The sequence below is a fragment of the Luteimonas sp. A534 genome, assembly GCF_054072805.1.
The window spans coordinates 21044-39658 of record NZ_JBSVRR010000008.1; the positions used below are offsets into that span (position 1 = coordinate 21044).

Here is an 18615-nt window from a genome sequence, read left to right on the forward strand (position 1 = left end):
GGACGATTGGGGCACGGCAGTCACGATGCGACGTGCCGGTTGAAGGCATCGGTCGTGGAAGCGCGCACGCCGTCGGCATCGCGCACCGCGAAGCGCGCGGCGATCCCGCGCGACTGTGCCAGCGCGTGGCCGGCCTCGACGCCGAGCACGGTCAGTGCCGTGGCCCAGGCGTCGGCGGCAAGCGCGCTACTTGCAATCACGGTGACCGCGGCGGGAGCATGATCCACGGGCGCGCCGGTGCGCGGATCGATCGTGTGCGAATAGCGGCGGCCATCGTGTTCGAAGCGGTGCCAGTGGTCGCCGGACGTCGCCACGGCAATCTCGTCCAGGATGACGATGCACGGCGGGAGTGGGTCCTCGCCAGGACCGCCCCCACCATCAGCGTGGTCTTCGTCCGGCCAGGCCTCGGCCAACACCTGCCATGCCCTGCCATCGGGTTTGCGGCCATAGCCCCGCAGTTCGCCGCCGACTTCGACCAGCGCGGCGGGTACGCCGTGCGCACGCAGCCACGCCACCACAGCGTCCACGCCGTGACCCTTGGCGATGCCCGACAGGTCCAGCCCCACGCCGCCCGGTTGCAACGCGCGCTGCGCATGTTCATCGAGCTCGACGCGCCGCCAACCCGTGCGTGCGCGCGCATCCGCCAGCGTCGCCGCATCGGGCACCGTGCCGCCGTCGCCATCCGGGCCGAAGCCCCAGGCCGCCACCAGCGGCCCGACGGTGGGATCGCAGGCGCCGCCACTGTCGGCGGCAATCGCCAGCGCCTCGCGCAGCACGTCGAAGAACGGCTGCGGCAGCCGCTGCCAGGTGCCTGCCGGGGCGCGGTTGTAGCGGCTGATGTCGGAGTCGCGTTCCCAGGTGCTCATCTGCGCGACCACGCGGTCCAGGCAGGCCTGGATGCCGTCGTGCAGGGCGTGGAGGTCGGTGCCGGGCGGAGCCGATACCGACGCGTGCCAGAGCGTGCCCATGGTGGCGCCGCCCAGCGCGTGCACCGCGTGGGCGGGGCGCGCGTCGGTGGCGCCCGGGGCGGTCATTACTGCGGCAGCACTTCCATGGTGGCCACGTAGCCGAGGCGGCGGCTGGTGGCCGGCAGGTTCGCCCGGTCGTCCTGCAGGGTCGCTTCCAGCCAGTACATGCCGGCTTCGGGCCAGGTGACCGTGAACTCGCCGTTGGCGTCGGTGGTGACCTTGATCTCGTCCTGCGCGTTGCGATAGCGGGTGCCGCCACGGGTGATCTCGAACTCGACGCCGACGGCGGGCTCGCCATCGGCCAGCATGCGGAAGCGCGCTTCCTCGCCGGCAAAGAGATCGTTGGGGTGGGTCACGGGCACCAGCTCGAGGCCTTCATTGGACGGCGCGAGGTTGTCGGTGGTCGGCGAACCATTGGTGACGAAGGTTTCCACGCGGCTCACGGTCTGCGTGACCTTGAGGTCTTCGGCGCCCTGCGGTACTTCGGTCGCGAAGGTCTCCGGCGTCCCGCGCCAGCGCTTGCGCTCGCCGTTCTCCTGCCAGTTCGCGGTCAGGCCCGCGTTGACCACGGCGATGCGCCAGGTGCCCTGCTGCACGAGCTCGACGTCGAACACGCTGCGGTACTTGCCGGTGGCGATGTTCTGCGCTTCGGCCTCGCTGCCGTCGGGCGCGGTGATCGCGAGGTTGTCGGTGCGCAGCGGCACGTGGTTGAAGTAGAAAAGATCGTTCGACACCGCCGCGTCCACGGTGATCCACGGGTTGGTGCCGGCGATCACCGTCTGCGAAGGCTGCAGCCAGGCCTTGTGCGCGGAGGCGGCCATGGGCAGCGCGGCGGCCAGCGCAAGCGCGAGTGCAAGGGTCTTCTTCATCGTGGATCTCCGGGAGATGTTCGTGCGGGACGGATCGGATTTCAGGGCGTGATGGCAAGGCCGATGGCGCCGAGCTCGCTGCTGCCCTGGGCCTTGCCCGACTGCGCGGCGCGTGCCGGCCAGTCGAAGGGAATCTTCAGCAGCTCGCGGCCGCCGACTTCGCGCACGGCTTCGACCACCAGCTGGTAGCGACCGGCGGCGAGGCCGGACAGGCGCGGGTCGCGCGCGTCGAACTTCAGCGCGTGGCGGCCGGCGGGGCGCGTCGGTCCGGTGACGCCGTCCACCGGCATCTGCTGGCTGCGTCCGGACTTCCGCCACCACTGGCGCAGGTCGGGCAGCCACTTGGTGCCGTGGCCTTCGGCGGTGTCTTTCAGCATGTACCAGACCGCGAGATCTGCGGCGGCCTTGCCGTCGGCGCCTTCGACATACACGGCAACGTATGGGCGGTGGTATTCGGCCACCGTCATCGTGGGGATCTCGACCTCGACGGTCAGCTCCGCGGCGTACACCGGCGACGCGAGCAGGCCGCCGAGGACGATGGTCAATGGGATGCGCATATGCGGTCTCGCTTCTTGATGTCCGGTGGAGTCAATGGATGAACAGCAGCGCCAGCAGCACCGGCACCACCAGGCCCAGGCCCACCCAGGGCCAGGTGGTCGGTCGCTGGCGCGCATGCATCTGCAGCAGGAACAGCCCGGTCACCGTGAACACGATGCAGGCGATGGCGAAGACATCGATGAACCAGCCCCAGGCCGGGCCGGAGTTGCGGCCCTTGTGCAGGTCGTTGAGATACGAGATCCAGCCTCGGTCGGTGTGCTCGTACTCGAGCTCGCCCGCGGCCTTGTCGATCGCAAGCCAGGCATCGCGTCCGGGCCCGGGCATCGACAGGTAGACCTCGTCCTCCGACCACTCCGCATCGCGGCCGCCGATGGGCGCCGCGAGCTCGTCGCGCAGCCACTGCGCGAGTTCGCGCGGCAGCGGCGCGCTGCCTTCGGCGTGCGCATCGAGATGGGGCAGCAGGTGCCCGGGCAGTTCGATCTGCCGGTTGTCGACCCGCGGGCTGCCCTCGATCTTCGCGGCGTGGTTGAGCGTGATGCCGGTGACCGCGAACAGCAGCATGCCCACCAGGCACACCGCCGAGCTGATCCAGTGCCACTGGTGCAGCGTGCGCAGCCAGAAGCCGCGACGTTGCGCAGGGGCGGTGGAACGGTCGGCGGCGGGCGTGGTCATCGTGGTCGCGTGCTCAGAAGCGGTAGTTCACCGACATCCACAGGCTGCGGCGCTTTTCCTTCACCGCGAAGTCGTCGACGCAGCTGTACTCGCTCTGGTTCGCGGCCAGCAGGCAGCTCTGGGCGACGAAGTCCTTGTCGGTGAGGTTGTTGATGCGCGCGTTGAACGTCCACGCATCGCTCGCCTTCCAGCTCGCGCCGAGATGCAGGATGGTGTAGTCGTCGTAGTAGCGCTGGGTGCGCACGGCCACGTCGTCCACGCCCGGCAGCAGGGTGTCGCGGTAGCGGTCGTAGCGGCCTTCGCCGATCAGCGACAGCGACAGGGCGTCGGTCGCGCGCCAGGTCAGGTTCGCATTGAGCATGTGCTCGGCGGGGTTGCCGGCGATCGGCTCGCCCCGGCCCACGCCGCTGGTCTGCTCGCTCTCGGTCCAGGTGTAGTTGCCGCGCAGGTTCCAGCGCTCGCCCAGCTCGACTTCGCCGGCGAGTTCGACACCGCGGGTTTCCGCCGAGTCGATGTTGATCGACTGCCGGAAGCCGGAGTAGCCCAGCCCCGCCCAGCCCGGCCCGATGTCAACGCAGTAGCCGCTGCCCGGGGGCGCGATCTCGCAGTTGGGGATGTTCTCGCCGGTGGCGATCTTGTCGTCGAAGCGGTTGAGGAACAGGGTCGCGTTGAAGCCGTAGCTGCCGCCGTCGTGGTAGACCGCAAGCTCGTAGTTGCGGCTGGTTTCGGGCTGCAGGTCGGGGCTGCCGACCATCGGGTTCACGCCCTGGCCGCCGAAGCCGGTAATGCCCGGGAACAGCTGGTCGGGGCGCGGGGTCTTGTAACCGGTGCTGATGCCGCCCTTGACCGTCCAGCGTTCGTTCGCCGCCCACACCAGGTAGGCGCGCGGGCTGACCTGGCTGCCGAACATGTTGTGGCGGTCGTAGCGCACGCCCAGGGTTGCCGTGAGCGCGTCGGTCAGCGCCCAGTTGTCCTCGGCGAACAGCGCCCACTGGCGGTGGGCCTGCACGGTGCCGGCCTGGAATCCGGCGCCGTTCATGCCGAACACGCCGTCCTCCATCTCGGTGTCGTTGTACTGGCCGCCCACGGTCACCTGGTGGTCGCCGAAGCCCATGTCCAGGCGGGTGTCGAGCACCCAGCCGTCCAGCTCCATCGTGCGCAGCGGGCGCGGCAGGAAGGCCTGCAGGCGGGCCAACTCGTCCGCGGTCAGTCCGCTGCTGTCGATGCCCGCGGCACCGGTGCCGTTGTTGCAGAAGTCGGCCTGGCCGCGGCGTTCGCAGACGTCGTTCCACAGACCCTGCAGTCCCTCGCGCTCGGCGATGGTCAGCGGCAGCGAGCGGCCGAGGTTGCTGGTGGCATGACGCGTGAGGCTGGTCTGGCTGCTGCCGAAGGACCAGCGGCCGACGTGCGTCAGCGCGAGCTGGTCGCGCTCGTAGCGCTGCCATGGCGTGTAGCCCACGCGCGGCTGCACCACGCGGCGGCTGCCGCCTTCGGGCAGCGTGGCGATGCCGCTGCGCCACAGGCTCTCGATGCCGTCGAGCGTGCCGCTCTGGCCGCGGGTGTTGTCGTGCTTCTGGCGGGAGACGTCGTAGTCCAGCCACAGGTCGTGGTCGTCGTTGGCGGCGAAGGACAGGCGCAGGCCGGAATTCCAGCTGGTGCTGGCCACCTGCTTGCCACCACCGCCGAAGCCCAGGCTGCGCTCCCACAGGCTGCCGTCGGGCAGCGGCAGCGGATCCCACTCGGGCATGGATTCGTCGATGTCGTAGTAGCCGCCACGCACCGCGATCCCGATCCGGTCGGCGACCAGCGGGCCGCTGAGGTAGATGTCGGTGGTGCGCGAGTCGCCGAACTGGTCGGACTGCTGTGCGGTGTAGCCCTGGGTGAACGAGCCCATCCACTCCTTGCCCACGCGCCGGGTGATGATGTTGATCACGCCGCCCATGGCGTCGGAGCCGTACAGGGTCGACATCGGCCCGCGCACGACTTCGATGCGGTCGATCGCGTCCAGCGGTGGCAGGAAAGAGAACTGCCCGCCGCCGAAGTTGTTCGGGTACAGCTGGCCGACGTTGCTCTGCCGGCGGCCGTCGATCAGGACCAGGGTGTACTCCGAGGGCATGCCGCGCATGCTGATCGAGGCCTGGCCGTTCTTGTCGGTGGTTTCCATGCCCACGTCGATGCCCTCGACGTCGCGCAGGGCGTCGACCAGCGAGGTGTAGGGGCGGACGGACAGCTCTTCGCGGCTGATGACGCTGATGCTGGCCGGGGCGTCGACGATCTTCTGCTCGAAGCCGGTTGCGGTGACGACCACGCGGTCGAGGTCGACCGGGGTGCCGAGTGCCGGGACTTCAGCGTGGACGGCGGGGGAGGCGAGGGCGACGCCCAGGGCCAGGGCGAGCGGAACGAGGCGCGGACGGGCGCGCAGGCATGGGAGGGGACGCATGGGATCTCTTGGAGGTGCAGGGCGCCGGAGGGCTGGCTTCGCGTGGCTGTCCGGGGCGACCGGGTGGCCGCTGTTCAGCAATTGTAATGAGAACCGTTATCACATCGCAACTGGTTCCCATTTACCGCCGCGGCCCTCAGTCCTCGCGGTCGTCGCGCGCCCAGATTCCATCGCCGTCGCGCCGGACCGGGAATTTCGCCACCGGCTCGTAGGCGGGCGCGCAGAGTGCGCGACCGTCGCGGATGTCGAACTTCGCGCCGTGCAGCACGCATTCGATGGTGCCTTCGGCGGGCAGGAAGGCGCCGGCCGAGAGCTCGAAGTCCTCGTGGCTGCAGATGTCCTCCAGCGCGTACAGCTCGCCGTCGAGGTTGAGCACCAGGATCGGCGCCCCGGTGACCTCGTCGAACGCGGTGCGCATCTCGCCGGGCAGCAGCTCGGCGGCGGCGCAGACGAAGGTCCAGGCCTGGCTCACAGCGTTTTCTCCAGGATCTCGAAGCGGAGGTCGTCGCGTCGCGGCGCGCCGAAGCGCGGGTCGCCGTAGGGGAAGGGCTTGTACTCGCCCGTGCGCCGATAGGCCAGGCGCCCGTACCAGGCGATCAACTCCTCGCGCAGGTCGATCACGGTCATGCACATGCGGCGCAGCTGCCAGTCGTCGCGTGCGATGCGTTCGCACTCGGCGACCACCGCGCGGCCGATGCCGCCGCCCTGCAGCGTCGGCTCGACCGCGAACATGCCGAAGTAGCCCTCGCCACCGACGTCGGCGACGTGCGCGCAGGCGACCAGCGCCTCGTCCTGGAAGCCGAGCAGCACGCGGTTGCGCGGGCGGGAAATGTCGATGCGCAGCAGCGCCGAATCGATGCGCTCGCCGTCGAGCAGGTCGGCCTCGGTGGTCCAGCCCGCGCGGCTGGCCTCGCCGCGGTAGGCGCGGGTGACCAGGGCGACGATGGCATCGATGTCGGCTTCGGTGGCGGTGCGGAACTGCAGTGGTGTCATGGCGTGATTCTGCCGGGCCACGGGCGCTTCACGCCAGCAGCTTGCGGACCTTGCGCATCGCGGCGACGAAGGCGTCGATCTCGTCGTGGGTGTTGTAGAAGGCCAGCGATGCGCGGCAGGTGGCGGTCACGCCCAGCCATTCCAGCAGCGGGTGCGCGCAGTGCTGGCCCGAACGCACCGCCATGCCCTCGAGGTCGAGCAGGGTGGCGAGGTCGTGCGAGTGCACGCCGTCGATGGCGAAGGACACCACCGCGGCCTTGCCCGGCGCGGTGCCGAAGATGCGCAGGCCGTCGACGCGGGACAGCTCCTCGTTGAAATGGGCGAGGAGTTCCTGCTCGCGCGCTTCGATCCGGGCCATGCCCAGGGCCGACAGGTAGTCCACCGCCGCGCCCAGGCCCACGAAGCCGGAGATGTTCGGCGTGCCCGCTTCGAACTTCCGCGGTGGATCGTTGAACACGGTGCTGCCGTCCAGCCGCACTTCCTTGATCATCTCGCCGCCGCCGATGAAGGGCGGCATGGCCTCGAGGTGTTCGCGCCGCGCCCACAGGGCACCGGTGCCGGTGGGTGAGCACATCTTGTGGCCGGTGAGCGCGTAGAAATCACAGCCGATGGCGGCGACGTCGACCGGGCGGTGCGGCAGCGCCTGCGAGCCATCGACCACGGTGACGATGCCGCGCCTGCGGGCTTCGCGGCAGATGTCGGCGACCGGATTGACGGTGCCCAGCACGTTGCTGACGTGGGCGACGGCGAGCAGCTTCACGTCGCCGGTCATCTTCGCGCGCAGCATCGCAAGATCGAGGCTGCCGTCGGGCAGCAGCTCCACCACCTCCATCCGCGCGCCGGTGCGCTGCGCCACCAGCTGCCAGGGCACGATGTTGGCGTGGTGCTCCATGCGCGTCAGCAGGATCACGTCGCCCGGCCCGAGTTTCGGCAGCGCCCACGAATACGCGACCAGGTTGATCGCGAAGGTGGTGCCGCTGGTGAGGACGAGGTCGTCTGGTCGCACGTTGATGAAGCGGGCCAGCTTCGCCCGCGCGCCCTCGTAGGCCTCCGTTGCTTCGCTGCCCAGCTGGTGCACGGCGCGGCTGACGTTGGCGTTGTGGCGGCTGTAGAAATCGTTGACCGCAGCGATCACCGCCGCCGGCTTCTGCCCGGTGTTGGCGGAATCGAAGTAGACCAGCGGCTTGCCGTGGACCTGCCGCTGCAGCAGCGGGAAGTCGGCCCTGACGGCCGCCCAGTCCACGGCGGAACCCGGCGTGGACTGCTCGCCAGGCACGCTCATCCCAGCGCTTGTCCGTCGATCGCCCGATCCAGCCGGGCTTCCAGCATCTCGCGCATCGCCGGCGTGTCCAGCACCGACAGCAGCGGTTCGCGCACGAAGGCGGCGGTCAGCAGTGCGCGCGCTTCGGTCTCCGGGAGCCCGCGCGTGCGCAGGTAGAACATCGCGTCGGCATCCAGTTCGCCCACGGTCGCGCCGTGCGCTGCGGTGACTTCGTCGGCATGGATCACCAGCACCGGCTGGGTGTCGATCTCCGCGGTGTCGGACAGCAGCAGGTTCTTGTTCGACAGGCGCGCATCGGTGCCGTCGGCGCCCTTGCGGATCTCGATGCCGCCGTGGAACACGGCGCGGCCGCGACCGGCGGCCATGCCGCGCCAGCCCAGCTCGCAGCGGGTGTCGCGGGCGATGTGCTGGATGTCCAGGCGGGTGTCGAGATGGCGGCGGCCCGAGGCCAGCAATACACCGTTGGCGACGAGTTCCGCGCGGTCGCCTTCCAGGCGCACGTTGAGCTCATGACGTGAGAGCGCGGCGCCCAACTCGAGGTCGAGCCGGCGATAGCTGGACTCGCGCGCCAGCACCGCATCGGTGCGGGTCAACAGGGTGGCGCGCGGCGATTCCTCCTGCACGCGTGCATGGCGCAGGGCCGCTCCGGCAGCGAGGTGGACGTGCGCGATCGCGTTGCCGAGATGGGCGTGCTCGCCACCGGCGATGTGGTGCTCGACCACGGTGGCCGACGCGTTGCGGCGCAGCTCCAGCAGATGGCGCGAATGCCAGGCCAGGTCGCCTTCGGCGGGGAGGCCGACGAAAACCAGGTGCACCGGCGGCTCCACCACCACGCCCTCGGCGATGCGCAGCACGGCGCCATCGTCGGCGAGCGCGGCGTTGAGGCGCGCGAAGACTTCGTCGGCGCGTTCGTAGCTGCGGGCGAGCACGTTGCTTTCGCGCGGATCCGGATCCGCGAGTGCTTCGGCCATCGTCAGCAGGCGAGCGCCTTCGGGAAGGCCGGACGGGTCGGAGAGCGCGGCGTCGTAGCGGCCGTTGGCGAACACCAGCCGCGGCGCCGGAATGCCGGCCACCAGCGCAGGATCGACCGATGCGTGCGTGAGCGCCGTGGGCGAAAAGCCGCGGCGCTCCAGTGCGCGCAGCGAGGTGTACTTCCAGGCTTCACTGCGCGCGTGCGGCAGGCCGTCACGCAGCGCGGCGTCGAGCGCGTCGCGTCGCGCGCCATCGCCGCTGAAGCCGGTGGACAGGGAGTCGAGCAGTGCGGTCATTACGCCACCGCCTCCGGCACCTTGCGCTCGCGCAGCCACTCGTAGCCCTGGGCCTCGAGCTGCAGGGCCAGCTCCGGGCCGCCGGACTCGACGATGCGGCCGTCGGCCAGCACGTGCACGCGGTCGGGCTTGATGTAGTCGAGCAGGCGCTGGTAGTGGGTGATCACCAGGAAGGCGCGGTCGGGCGAACGCAGCGCGTTGACGCCGTCGGCGACCTGGCGCAGGGCGTCGATGTCGAGGCCGGAGTCGGTCTCGTCCAGGATGGCCAGCTTCGGCTGCAGCACCGCCATCTGGAAGATCTCGTTGCGCTTCTTCTCGCCGCCGCTGAAGCCTTCGTTGACGCCGCGGTGCAGCAGGCGGTCGTCGAGGTGCAGCACGCCAAGCTTCTCGCGCACCACCTTGAGGAACTGCATCGAATCCAGTTCCTCCTCGCCGCGCGCCTTGCGCTGGGCGTTGAGCGCGCTGCGCAGGAAGTAGGTGTTGTTCACGCCCGGGATTTCCACCGGGTACTGGAAGGCCAGGAACACACCGGCGGCGGCGCGCTCCTCGGGCTCCAGTGCAAGCAGGTCGGCGCCTTCGAAGGCCACGCCGCCGGCAGTGACCTCGTAGCCGTCGCGCCCGGCGATGATGTTGCCCAGCGTCGACTTGCCGGCGCCGTTGGGACCCATGATGGCGTGCACTTCGCCCGGCTTCACCTCGAGATCGAGGCCCTTGAGGATTTCACGGCCGTCGCCGACGGTGGCGTGGAGGTTGGTGATCTTGAGCATTTCTAATCCCTGCTGGATCCCGCGGGATCCGTGATGTGTTGTGTGTTGTGGGAGCGGCCATGGCCGCGACCGCCCGCCGGGCGCGAAGGCTCGCGCCTCAGCCGACCGAGCCTTCCAGGCTCACCTCGAGCAGCTTCTTCGCCTCCACCGCGAACTCCATCGGCAGCTCGCGGAAGACCTGCTTGCAGAAGCCGTCGACGATCAGGCTGACCGCATCCTCTTCGCCCAGCCCGCGGCTGCGGCAATAGAACATCTGGTCGTCGCTGATTTTGGAAGTCGTCGCTTCGTGCTCGACGGTCGCGCTCGGGTTCTTCACCTCGATATAGGGGAAGGTATGCGCGCCACAGGTCTTGCCGATCAGCAGGCTGTCGCACTGGGTGTAGTTGCGCGCGCCCTCGGCGCCGGAACCGACCTTCACCAGCCCGCGGTAGGTGTTTTGTCCGTGGCCGGCGCTGATGCCCTTGCTGATGATCTTCGACTTGGTGCGCTTGCCGAGGTGGATCATCTTGGTGCCGGTATCGGCCTGCTGGCGGTGGTGGGTGAGGGCCACGGAGTGGAATTCACCCGAGGAATCGTCGCCCAGCAGCACGCAGCTCGGATACTTCCAGGTGATCGCGGAGCCGGTCTCGACCTGGGTCCAGATCACCTTGCTGCGCGCACCGCGGCATTCCGCGCGCTTGGTGACGAAGTTGTAGATGCCGCCGACGCCGTTCTCGTCGCCGGGGTACCAGTTCTGCACGGTGGAATATTTGATCTCGGCGTCGTCGAGCGCGACGAGTTCGACCACCGCCGCGTGCAGCTGGTTCTCGTCGCGCATCGGCGCGGTGCAGCCCTCGAGGTAGGACACGTGCGAGCGCTCCTCCGCGATGATCAGGGTGCGCTCGAACTGCCCCGTGTGGCCGGCGTTGATGCGGAAGTAGGTGCTGAGCTCCATCGGGCAGCGCACGCCCCTGGGGATGAACACGAACGAGCCGTCCGAGAACACCGCCGAGTTCAGCGCCGCGAAGTAGTTGTCGCCCGTCGGCACCACGGTGCCGAGGTACTTCCGGACCAGCTCCGGATGCTCCTTGATCGCCTCGGACATGGAACAGAAGATCACGCCCTTTTCGGCCAGCTCCTTGCGGAAGGTGGTGCCGACCGAGACCGAGTCGAACACCGCGTCCACGGCCACGCCGGCAAGCTTCGCGCGCTCATGCAGCGGTACGCCGAGCTTGTCGTAGGTGTCGAGCAGTTCCTGCGGCACCTCGTCCAGCGACGCGTACTTCGGCCCCTTGGGCGCGGAGTAGTAGCTGATCGCCTGGAAGTCGATCGGTGCGATCGACAGCTTGGCCCAGTGCGGCACCGGCATGGTCAGCCAGTGGCGGTAGGCCGCCAGGCGCCACTGCGTCATCCACTCGGGCTCTTCCTTGATCGCGGACAGGGCGCGGACGGTGTCTTCGTCCAGGCCGGGCGGGAGCGAGTCCGACTCGATGTCGGTGATGAAGCCGGCCTCGTAGCGACGTCCGAGCTGCTCGTGGATCTCGCGGTTGGCGACGGGTTCTTCGATGGGGTTTTCGATCTGGGTGGCCATGGGGGCTGCCTGGGTGTTCAAACGGTGGCGAGGCGGGCGGGGATGCGCTTGGGCGCAACCGGGCCGACCGCGGAATCAGGGGGTGGTGGCTCGAGCATCTGCGCCAGGCTGACGTTGCGCAGCGCATCGGCGACGATGTCGTTGATGCGCCGCCAGTTGGCGCGCGCGCCGCACTGGCTGGCGATGCCGCAGCTGGTGTCCTCCAGGCTGCATTCGGTCATTGCCAGCGGTCCTTCCATGGCCTCGACGATGGCGATCAGGCTGATCTCCCCGGGCGGGCGCGACAGGCGATAGCCGCCATGCACGCCGCGGAAGGCTTCGAGCAGGCCCGCCTGGGCCAGGGGACGCAACACCTTGCTGACCGTGGGCGGCTCCAGCCCGGCGCGCTCGGCGAGCTCCACCGCGCTCAGCACGCGATCAGGCTCCGCGGCAAGCACGGTGAGCACCACGGTGGCGTAGTCGGTGAGGCGGGTGACGCGGAGCATGGGTGCGTGGGTCCTTCAATCAGGACCGAAATTGTACGCTTTCGCCCCGGTCCGTCCAAGGGGGCCGTTCATGCGCGGGCGTGGAAGCAGCGTTCCGCCGGCGGGGCCGCACGATGGAAGAACGTGGGCGCTTGCACCACAATGCCTCCTTTCCACGCGAGACGATGCAAAGCCGATGGCCAAGAGCAGCAAGGGCAAGCCCGGAAAGAAGAGCGAGAAGATCGAGGCCCGCGAGTCGGAGATCCACGGCAACGGCGTGTTCGCCGCCGCAGCCATTGAAAAGGGCGAGCGGATCATTCGCTACAAGGGCGCGCTGCGCACGCACGAGCAGGTGGACGAGGACTACGGCGAGCTCGACGAGAACGGGCACACCTTCCTGTTCACGCTCAACGACGACTACGTCATCGATGCCAACATCAAGGGCAGCGTCGCGCGCTGGATCAACCACAGCTGCGATCCCAACTGCGAGGCCGTCGTCGAAGAAGACGACAAGGGTCGCCCGCACAAGGACAAGGTGTTCATCGAGGCCGTGCGCAGCATCCAGCCGGGCGAGGAACTGACCTACAACTACGGCATCGTCCTGGACGAACGCCACACGCCGAAGCTGAAGAAGCTCTGGGGCTGCCGCTGCGGCGCGGCCAACTGCACCGGGACGATGCTCCAGCCCAAGCGCTGAGGCACCCGCACGCAGTCTCCGCGGCGAGTCGGCCGGCGCCCGCGCGCGGGCCGGCCGTCAATCGAGATGGACGACGGCGGTGCCGCGTTCGATGACGACCCGGTCGATGCGCCGCCCTGCCGGCATCCTGGCGAGCAGGTCGGAATCAAGCCGGTACACGGGTTCGCTGCGCGCGTACTCGGCGAAGAGTGCGTTGACGATGCTACGCGCGCCGCTGCCGAGCAGCGCGCCCGACTCGGGCAGGTCGAGCCGCAGCAGTTCCGGGTCCTGCAGGTGCAGGCCCTGCGTGCCCGGGTCATAGCGCAGGCCGCTGGCCACGGCGACCCGGCCGGTAGTGGCCCCCTGGCTTCCAAGCGCGCCCAGGCCGATGTCGAACTCCAGCCGCAGGCGCGACTCGCCCGGCGGGATCGAAAGCCGGGGATTGGCCAGCGTGACCGACACCAGCCCGCCGAGCTTGTCGAAGCTGCGCGGGAAGCGGTGGTCGAGCGATCGCTGCAGCTGCGCCGGCGAGTAGGCGACCTCGCCGTTGAGCCATGCCGAGACCACGCCAAGCGTCGAACAGGCGGCAAGCACCGCAGCGAGCATGGCCAGGACAGACAGGCGCAGGGCGGCGGGCATGTGAGGCATCCCGGAGGATGCCGCGGCAACGAGGCGCGTGCCGCGCGGCAGGTGCGCCTCAGGCACGGTCGAGCTCGCTGGCCAGGCGTTGCCGCAGCGCATCGTCGATCTCGAGCTGGCGGGCGAGTTCGTCAAGGTAGGCGCGCTCCATGAAATTCTGTTCGTCGACCGCCATCAGGCTGGCGAGATACATCTCCGACGCGATCTCGGGCGTGGTCGCGGCGCGCGCGACCTCGGCGGGATCGAGCGGCTTGGCCAGCTCGGCATGCAGCCACTGCTGCACCTCGGTGCCGGGGTTCATGCGAGCGAACTCGCCCTCGATCACCCCGCGCTCGCGCTCGTCGATATGGCCGTCCGCCTTCGCGGCGCCGACCAGCGCGCGCAGGATGGCCTCGCTGTGCAGGGCGGCCTGCGGCGGTGGCAGGCGGTCGACGGTCTGCGGCTGCACGCCCGGGGCGCCCTGCTGCGCCTTGTAGTCGCCGTAGGCCCGATAGGCCATGACGCCGATCGCAGCAAGGCCGCCATAGGTCGCGAGCTTCCGCGTGGTCTTGTTCTTGCCCAGCAGCAGGCCGAGCGCGCCGCCGGTGATCGCGCCCTTGCCGAAGTCGGCGTTGAGCAGGCCGCCCAGCGGCGCCTGCGTGCCGGGCGCCGACGTGCCGGCCTGTGACTTGAGGAGGTGGTCGAGGAAGCCTTGCAGGTTCATGGAGTGTCCAAGGGGGAGGGAAGGGAAAAGGTGGGTCAGGGTTGCAGTTCGCGCAGTTCGGCCGAGGCGATGTGCCAGCCGCGCGACGCACCCTCCACCTGCGAACTGCGCATGGTGAAACTGCCGATCTGGCGGACCTCGCGGCCGTCGCTGCCGCGGCTGGTCACGGTGACCGGGACTTCGACGTAGCGGCTCCCGGCCGCGCCCTCGACGCGACCCGGCTCACCCAGGGACACCGACGCGATGGCGAGGTCGCCCATGCCGGCCGCGAACTGCTCGGGAGTGCGCCCGCTGGCGCGACCGCCGTCCGACCATGCGGCGTACGCGCGCGCCAGGTCGCCGCGCCGCAGGGCGTCGTAATAGGCGCTGACGGCGGCGACGGCGTCCTCTTCGCCGGATGCGGATGGATTTGCCGGGCCGGACGGAGGTGTGGGCGGCGCGCCGAGGCCCGTCTCCGGATTGTCCTCGAGCGGAGGCAGGGGGCCTTCGGCGAAGGCGATGGCAGCGCCCGACCCGTCGGAAGCCGTGGCCACGCCGGCCGGGTCCGCATCGCCGGCGGGAGCTTGTCCGGGTACTGGCGTGATCACCCCCAGCGCCGCGGGGCCCGTCGCATCGGTCGAGGTCGCGGCGCCCCTCGCGGCGATGGCGTCGGGACCAGCGCCGCCGGGTATTGCAGTCACCGGGCCTGCCGCCGGCAGCGGCGCAGGCAGCGGTTCGGGCTTCTCTTCCACGGCGACCACCGGTTCGAATTCGCGCTCGCCGCAGGCCGCCAATGCGAACAGCAAAAGGCACGCGGATGAGAACCGGACCAGGGAGGAAGGCATGGGGGGCACCGGCGGTGGACAGGTCGGGCAACGATACGCCCGGCGGATGAAGGCCCGGTCACCGATGCGTCAGGGCAGGGACTCCAGGACGCGCCGGTGCGGCTGCAGCCAGGCCAGCAGCATCCCCAACAGCACCATCGCCACCAGGTCGAACGCGACCTGCCGCAGCATCAACGACAGCGGCAACGGCTGGCCGACGAAGGCGAGCACGTGCCAAGGCACGTAGGACACCAGCGCCACCGCGAGCCCGAAGCGCGCGCCACGGCCGAGGTCGACGCCATCGCTCGCCGGCATGCGTCGGTAAAGCCAGGTCATCGCCAAGCCGAGGGTGAGATAGGCGGGGAGGATCCACGCCGCGTGCGCGTTGGCCTGTTCCTGCGTGCGGTAGAGCGTGGCCAATGCCTGGTAGTCGGCGCGCAGCAACAGCCCGTGGACGATCACGCCGAGCAGCAGCGCCGCCGCGGCGACCACGATTCCGCAGATCCAGAAACGCTTGTCCATGCCTCGTGTCCCATCTGTGCGACGCGAAGCGGCCGCGCGATGCGCAGAGCCTAGCGCCGCCCGGGCACCGCGTCGATCACGGCGGGGCATCCGCGGACGGGGCGGGACCCGCGGCGTCTCCCGCGCGCAGCAAAGATGTCCACGCCGTCATGACTGCGATCGGTGCCGCGCGGTGCGCCGAAGGTATCGGCGACCCGCCGGGATGCAACGCCGTCGACCGGCATCGCCACTGCCGGGGGCGGCGGCATCCGCGACAGCTCCCAGAGCAGCCGCGGCTTGGCCATGAAGGGCTGGTGCCAGCACCAGTACGCCGCTGCACCAAGCAGCGCGAGCACGGCAACGGACGTCAGCGTGGACCGCAGCGGCCGGGCGTAGTCGCGCGGCTGCCGGCCTTCGGGGATATCGGGACGCATGCATGATCCGGTCGATCGTCGGAGACCGGGCATGCCGTATCCATGATGCGGGCCGCGTCATCGCTGTCGCGCCGCAAAAGAAAAAACCCCGCGATTGCGGGGTCTTTTCGTCAGGCGGGAAGCTGCGGTCAGGCCGCGGCGTCCTTGAGCTTCTTCAGCGGACGCACCTTGACCTTCACCGAAGCCGGCTTGGCCGCGAACCACTGCTCTTCCTTGGTGAAGGGGTTGATGCCCTTGCGCTTCGGCTTGGCCGCGACCTTGACCGAGGTGATCTTCAGCAGGCCGGGCAGGGTGAAGCTGCCGATGCCCTTCTTGTTGATCGAACCGTGCACCGCGCCCTCGAGCGAGGCCAGCACCGCGCGGACATCCTTCGCGGCAAGGCCGGTGGACTCGGCGATGTGGGAGACCAGGCCCGACTTGGTCAGGGCGTCCTTGATCGGCTTGGGTGCGGCCGGCTTCGCAGCGGCGGCCTTCTTCGGGGCGGCTTTCTTGGCCGCCTTGGTTGCTTTCTTCGCCATTTGAGTGTGATTCCGTTTATCGGTGATGGGATGTCGGCCGACCCCGTCGGCAAGCGCAATGTAGGGCATGCCCGGGGCCACGCCAAGTGGGAAAGCAGGGGAAAACCGCATCTTTCCAGCCTGTCGTCCCTGTGGAGGGTGCTTCGATGTCCGGGCGCGGGGCACCTAATCGTCGTCCTGGTGTGGGTGCCAGGCCTCGGCGAGCTTCTGCTGCAGCTGTGCGGGAACAGGCTCGTAATGGCTGAAATCAAGCGAATATCGGCCACGTCCGGCGGTTGCCGACTGCAGTTCCGTGGGGTAGCCATCGAGCTCCGACAGCGGCACCTGCGCCTTGACCACGATGTCGCCGCCGCGCGTGGAATCGGTACCCAGGATGCGCGCCCGGCGGCCGGCCAGGCCACCGCTGATATCGCCCATGTGCGCTTCCGGCGCGGTCACCACCAGGTCGACGATCGGCTCGAGCACCCTCGGCGAGGCCTTGCCCACCGCGTCCAGGAAGGCTTTGCGCCCCGCCGCCGCGAACGCGACTTCCTTGCTGTCGACCGGGTGGTGCTTGCCGTCGTGCACGATCACGCGCACGTCCTGGATCGGATGCCCGGCCACCGCGCCCCCGGCCAGGGCCTGGCGCACGCCCTTTTCCACCGCCGGGATGAACTGGCCGGGGATGGTGCCGCCCTTCACCGCGTCGACGAACTCGAAGCCCGCGCCGCGCTGCAGCGGCTCGACGCGCAGCATGACCTCGCCGAACTGTCCGGCGCCCCCGGTCTGCTTCTTGTGCCGGTGGTGGCCTTCGGCGGTGGCGGTGATGGTTTCGCGATAGGCGATGCGCGGCGGGCGCGTCGACACGTCCACGCCGTGGCGCTCGCGCAGGCGTTCGAGCTGGATGCGCAGGTGCAGTTCGGACAGCCCGCGCACCACGGTCTCGTTGGTCTCGGCATCGTGCTCCACCTGGAAGCAGGGATCCTCCTCGGACAGTTTGTGCAGCGCCGTGGCCAGCTTCTGCTCCTGCCCGCGGCTGCCGGCTTCCACGGCCAGGCCGAACATCGGACGCGGCCAGGCCATGGCTTCGAGGTGGATGTCGTCTTCGTCGTGGCTGTCGTGGAGCACGGCGTCGAAGTGCAGTTCCTCCACCTTCGCCACTGCGGCGATGTCGCCCGGCACGGCCTGGTCGATCTCGACGTGGTCCTTGCCCTGGATCCGGTACAGGTGCGCCACCTTGAACGGCTTGCGGCCGTCGTCGACGAACAGCTGCTGGTCGCGCTTCACCGTGCCCTGGTGGACGCGGAACACGCCGAGCTTGCCGACGAAGGGGTCGTTGATGATCTTGAAGACGTCGGCGATCACGTGTGCGTCCGGGTCGGGGCGCGAGGCCACCGCTGCCGCGTCCTTGCCCGTGCCGCGCGTGAACGGCGGCGGATTCGCTTCGCCCGGATGCGGGAACAGGGTGGCGATGATGTCGAGGTATTCGCGCAGCCCCGTGCCGGTGCGCGCCGAGACGAAGCACACCGGCACCAGGTGGCCTTCGCGCAGGCATTGCTCGAAGGCGTCATGCAGTTCGTCGCGGCCGAGCGCGCGCTCGCCGCCGTCGAGGTAGTGCTCCATCACCGATTCTTCGACCTCGACCACCTGGTCGAGGATGCGTCGGTGCCAGTCGGCCACCGGGCCGATGTCGCTGTCGCCACCGTTGCCGGCGAAGCAGTCCACCACGCGGCTGCCGCCCTCGGCCGGCAGGTTGACCGGCAGCACCTCGGGACCGAACTCCTCGCGCAGCTCGTCGAGCAGGCGCGCGCAGTCCGCGCCCTCGGCGTCGATCCGGTTGACCACGATCGCGCGGCACAGCCCGCGCTTCCCCGCGTGCTCCATGATGCGACGGGTGCCGTGGCCGATACCGGCATCGGCGTCGACCACCACCGCCACGGTCTCCACCGCCGACAGCGCCGACAGCGCCGGGCCGCGGAAGTCCGGATAGCCCGGCGTGTCGAGCAGGTTGACGTGGACCCGGGTGCCGTCGCTCGTGCGGTGGTCGATGCCGGCGATGGCCGCGTCGATGGAGTGCCCGCGCGTTCGCTCCTGCGGATCGAAGTCGGACACGGTGCTGCCGCGTTCGATGCTGCCTGCCGCCTGGATCGCGCCGCCGGCATGCAGCAGGGCTTCGAAGAGCGTGGTCTTGCCGGCGCCGGGGTGGCCTGCGAGGGCCACGTTGCGGATGTCTGGGGTGGCATGGGACATGGGTCCGTTTCTCCCTTGGCTGGGCGGAAAGGACGTCATGGCTGTCCGTCGCGTGTTGCGACCGGGCCTGCGCGCGGCGGGCGGTCATGGCGGATCGCAACAGTAGCGCGGCCCCCGCACGGGCGTCGCGTTGCGACGCAGCATCCGCGCAGGCATTGACAGCGCGCAGTAGGAGGGGTGAATTCAACCACCAAGTGCGACAGTCCTGATCAGGCGCGGATTCGCTGTTCGGGCGTTTCATAGTCGTAGCGCTTCCTCGGT

The 18615-nt window shown here is 69.5% G+C and carries 20 protein-coding genes; 1 reads left to right on the forward strand and 19 read right to left on the reverse strand.

Going from position 1 to position 18615, the window contains the following annotated elements; all coding sequences use genetic code 11:
- Positions 1 to 20: 20 nt before the first annotated feature.
- The 12 genes from ACW5F0_RS14140 to ACW5F0_RS14195 all read right to left on the reverse strand — a co-directional run bounded on the left by ACW5F0_RS14140 (position 21) and on the right by ACW5F0_RS14195 (position 11872).
- A complete protein-coding gene (locus tag ACW5F0_RS14140) occupies positions 21 to 1034 on the reverse strand; it encodes an FAD:protein FMN transferase (protein WP_456963844.1) in 1014 nt (337 codons plus the stop codon).
- Positions 1034 to 1837 (reverse strand): DUF4198 domain-containing protein, encoded by an 804-nt coding sequence (locus ACW5F0_RS14145; RefSeq protein ID WP_456999980.1) that lies wholly within the window; start codon positions 1835 to 1837, stop codon positions 1034 to 1036. Before ACW5F0_RS14145 ends, ACW5F0_RS14140 begins: the two co-directional genes overlap by 1 nt.
- A gap of 41 nt (positions 1838 to 1878) precedes the next feature.
- Positions 1879 to 2394, reverse strand: coding sequence for a DUF2271 domain-containing protein (locus ACW5F0_RS14150; protein WP_456963846.1), 516 nt, complete (start codon positions 2392 to 2394; stop codon positions 1879 to 1881).
- A 31-nt stretch (positions 2395 to 2425) separates the two neighbouring features.
- Complete coding sequence (locus tag ACW5F0_RS14155) at positions 2426 to 3067, reverse strand: PepSY-associated TM helix domain-containing protein (protein WP_456963847.1); 642 nt, start codon at positions 3065 to 3067, stop codon at positions 2426 to 2428.
- A gap of 13 nt (positions 3068 to 3080) precedes the next feature.
- Positions 3081 to 5507, reverse strand: a complete 2427-nt coding sequence (locus tag ACW5F0_RS14160; protein WP_456999981.1) for a TonB-dependent receptor domain-containing protein — start codon at positions 5505 to 5507, stop codon at positions 3081 to 3083.
- A 136-nt stretch (positions 5508 to 5643) separates the two neighbouring features.
- Positions 5644 to 5979, reverse strand: a complete 336-nt coding sequence (locus ACW5F0_RS14165; RefSeq protein WP_456963849.1) for a non-heme iron oxygenase ferredoxin subunit — start codon at positions 5977 to 5979, stop codon at positions 5644 to 5646.
- Positions 5976 to 6500, reverse strand: a complete 525-nt coding sequence (locus ACW5F0_RS14170) for a GNAT family N-acetyltransferase (protein WP_456963850.1) — start codon at positions 6498 to 6500, stop codon at positions 5976 to 5978. Before ACW5F0_RS14170 ends, ACW5F0_RS14165 begins: the two co-directional genes overlap by 4 nt.
- Before the next feature lie 28 nt (positions 6501 to 6528).
- Positions 6529 to 7782, reverse strand: a complete 1254-nt coding sequence (locus ACW5F0_RS14175; protein ID WP_456999982.1) for a cysteine desulfurase — start codon at positions 7780 to 7782, stop codon at positions 6529 to 6531.
- Positions 7779 to 9050: a Fe-S cluster assembly protein SufD gene (gene sufD, locus ACW5F0_RS14180; RefSeq protein WP_456999983.1), complete on the reverse strand. Its 1272-nt coding sequence runs from the start codon at positions 9048 to 9050 to the stop codon at positions 7779 to 7781. Before sufD ends, ACW5F0_RS14175 begins: the two co-directional genes overlap by 4 nt.
- Positions 9050 to 9817, reverse strand: coding sequence for a Fe-S cluster assembly ATPase SufC (gene sufC, locus ACW5F0_RS14185; RefSeq protein WP_456999984.1), 768 nt, complete (start codon positions 9815 to 9817; stop codon positions 9050 to 9052). Before sufC ends, sufD begins: the two co-directional genes overlap by 1 nt.
- Positions 9818 to 9914: 97 nt before the next feature.
- Positions 9915 to 11387 (reverse strand): Fe-S cluster assembly protein SufB, encoded by a 1473-nt coding sequence (gene sufB, locus ACW5F0_RS14190; protein ID WP_456963854.1) that lies wholly within the window; start codon positions 11385 to 11387, stop codon positions 9915 to 9917.
- A gap of 17 nt (positions 11388 to 11404) precedes the next feature.
- Positions 11405 to 11872: an SUF system Fe-S cluster assembly regulator gene (locus ACW5F0_RS14195; protein ID WP_456963855.1), complete on the reverse strand. Its 468-nt coding sequence runs from the start codon at positions 11870 to 11872 to the stop codon at positions 11405 to 11407.
- A 175-nt stretch (positions 11873 to 12047) separates the two neighbouring features.
- Between ACW5F0_RS14195 and ACW5F0_RS14200 the strand changes: the two genes are divergently transcribed.
- Positions 12048 to 12548, forward strand: coding sequence for an SET domain-containing protein (locus ACW5F0_RS14200; RefSeq protein ID WP_456963856.1), 501 nt, complete (start codon positions 12048 to 12050; stop codon positions 12546 to 12548).
- A gap of 57 nt (positions 12549 to 12605) precedes the next feature.
- Here the strand turns inward: ACW5F0_RS14200 and ACW5F0_RS14205 are convergent, their stop codons facing one another.
- The 7 genes from ACW5F0_RS14205 to fusA form a co-directional block, all read right to left on the reverse strand.
- Positions 12606 to 13166, reverse strand: a complete 561-nt coding sequence (locus ACW5F0_RS14205; RefSeq protein WP_456963857.1) for a DUF1439 domain-containing protein — start codon at positions 13164 to 13166, stop codon at positions 12606 to 12608.
- A gap of 58 nt (positions 13167 to 13224) precedes the next feature.
- A complete protein-coding gene (locus tag ACW5F0_RS14210) occupies positions 13225 to 13869 on the reverse strand; it encodes a tellurite resistance TerB family protein (RefSeq protein WP_456963858.1) in 645 nt (214 codons plus the stop codon).
- 35 nt (positions 13870 to 13904) lie between these two features.
- Positions 13905 to 14693 carry a hypothetical protein gene (locus tag ACW5F0_RS14215; RefSeq protein WP_456963859.1) on the reverse strand — a complete coding sequence of 263 codons (789 nt, stop codon included), beginning with the start codon at positions 14691 to 14693 and terminating at the stop codon, positions 13905 to 13907.
- A gap of 69 nt (positions 14694 to 14762) precedes the next feature.
- Positions 14763 to 15194 (reverse strand): hypothetical protein, encoded by a 432-nt coding sequence (locus ACW5F0_RS14220; protein WP_456963860.1) that lies wholly within the window; start codon positions 15192 to 15194, stop codon positions 14763 to 14765.
- A gap of 50 nt (positions 15195 to 15244) precedes the next feature.
- Positions 15245 to 15607, reverse strand: a complete 363-nt coding sequence (locus ACW5F0_RS14225) for a hypothetical protein (protein WP_456963861.1) — start codon at positions 15605 to 15607, stop codon at positions 15245 to 15247.
- A gap of 128 nt (positions 15608 to 15735) precedes the next feature.
- Complete coding sequence (locus ACW5F0_RS14230; protein ID WP_456963862.1) at positions 15736 to 16125, reverse strand: HU family DNA-binding protein; 390 nt, start codon at positions 16123 to 16125, stop codon at positions 15736 to 15738.
- 165 nt (positions 16126 to 16290) lie between these two features.
- A complete protein-coding gene (gene fusA / locus ACW5F0_RS14235; protein ID WP_456963863.1) occupies positions 16291 to 18354 on the reverse strand; it encodes an elongation factor G in 2064 nt (687 codons plus the stop codon).
- Positions 18355 to 18615: the final 261 nt, after the last annotated feature.

What these genes read in the sequence shown, in the direction of transcription:
- ACW5F0_RS14140 (WP_456963844.1), bottom strand. Translation starts at nt 1,034, where the DNA reads ATGACCGCCCCGGGCGCCACCGACGCGCGCCCCGCCCACGCGGTGCAC.
- ACW5F0_RS14145 (WP_456999980.1), bottom strand. Translation starts at nt 1,837, where the DNA reads ATGAAGAAGACCCTTGCACTCGCGCTTGCGCTGGCCGCCGCGCTGCCC.
- ACW5F0_RS14150 (WP_456963846.1), bottom strand. Translation starts at nt 2,394, where the DNA reads ATGCGCATCCCATTGACCATCGTCCTCGGCGGCCTGCTCGCGTCGCCG.
- ACW5F0_RS14155 (WP_456963847.1), bottom strand. Translation starts at nt 3,067, where the DNA reads ATGACCACGCCCGCCGCCGACCGTTCCACCGCCCCTGCGCAACGTCGC.
- ACW5F0_RS14160 (WP_456999981.1), bottom strand. Translation starts at nt 5,507, where the DNA reads ATGCGTCCCCTCCCATGCCTGCGCGCCCGTCCGCGCCTCGTTCCGCTC.
- ACW5F0_RS14170 (WP_456963850.1), bottom strand. Translation starts at nt 6,500, where the DNA reads ATGACACCACTGCAGTTCCGCACCGCCACCGAAGCCGACATCGATGCC.
- ACW5F0_RS14175 (WP_456999982.1), bottom strand. Translation starts at nt 7,782, where the DNA reads ATGAGCGTGCCTGGCGAGCAGTCCACGCCGGGTTCCGCCGTGGACTGG.
- sufD (WP_456999983.1), bottom strand. Translation starts at nt 9,050, where the DNA reads ATGACCGCACTGCTCGACTCCCTGTCCACCGGCTTCAGCGGCGATGGC.
- sufC (WP_456999984.1), bottom strand. Translation starts at nt 9,817, where the DNA reads ATGCTCAAGATCACCAACCTCCACGCCACCGTCGGCGACGGCCGTGAA.
- sufB (WP_456963854.1), bottom strand. Translation starts at nt 11,387, where the DNA reads ATGGCCACCCAGATCGAAAACCCCATCGAAGAACCCGTCGCCAACCGC.
- ACW5F0_RS14195 (WP_456963855.1), bottom strand. Translation starts at nt 11,872, where the DNA reads ATGCTCCGCGTCACCCGCCTCACCGACTACGCCACCGTGGTGCTCACC.
- ACW5F0_RS14200 (WP_456963856.1), top strand. Translation starts at nt 12,048, where the DNA reads ATGGCCAAGAGCAGCAAGGGCAAGCCCGGAAAGAAGAGCGAGAAGATC.
- ACW5F0_RS14205 (WP_456963857.1), bottom strand. Translation starts at nt 13,166, where the DNA reads ATGCCCGCCGCCCTGCGCCTGTCTGTCCTGGCCATGCTCGCTGCGGTG.
- ACW5F0_RS14210 (WP_456963858.1), bottom strand. Translation starts at nt 13,869, where the DNA reads ATGAACCTGCAAGGCTTCCTCGACCACCTCCTCAAGTCACAGGCCGGC.
- ACW5F0_RS14215 (WP_456963859.1), bottom strand. Translation starts at nt 14,693, where the DNA reads ATGCCTTCCTCCCTGGTCCGGTTCTCATCCGCGTGCCTTTTGCTGTTC.
- ACW5F0_RS14220 (WP_456963860.1), bottom strand. Translation starts at nt 15,194, where the DNA reads ATGGACAAGCGTTTCTGGATCTGCGGAATCGTGGTCGCCGCGGCGGCG.
- ACW5F0_RS14225 (WP_456963861.1), bottom strand. Translation starts at nt 15,607, where the DNA reads ATGCGTCCCGATATCCCCGAAGGCCGGCAGCCGCGCGACTACGCCCGG.
- ACW5F0_RS14230 (WP_456963862.1), bottom strand. Translation starts at nt 16,125, where the DNA reads ATGGCGAAGAAAGCAACCAAGGCGGCCAAGAAAGCCGCCCCGAAGAAG.
- fusA (WP_456963863.1), bottom strand. Translation starts at nt 18,354, where the DNA reads ATGTCCCATGCCACCCCAGACATCCGCAACGTGGCCCTCGCAGGCCAC.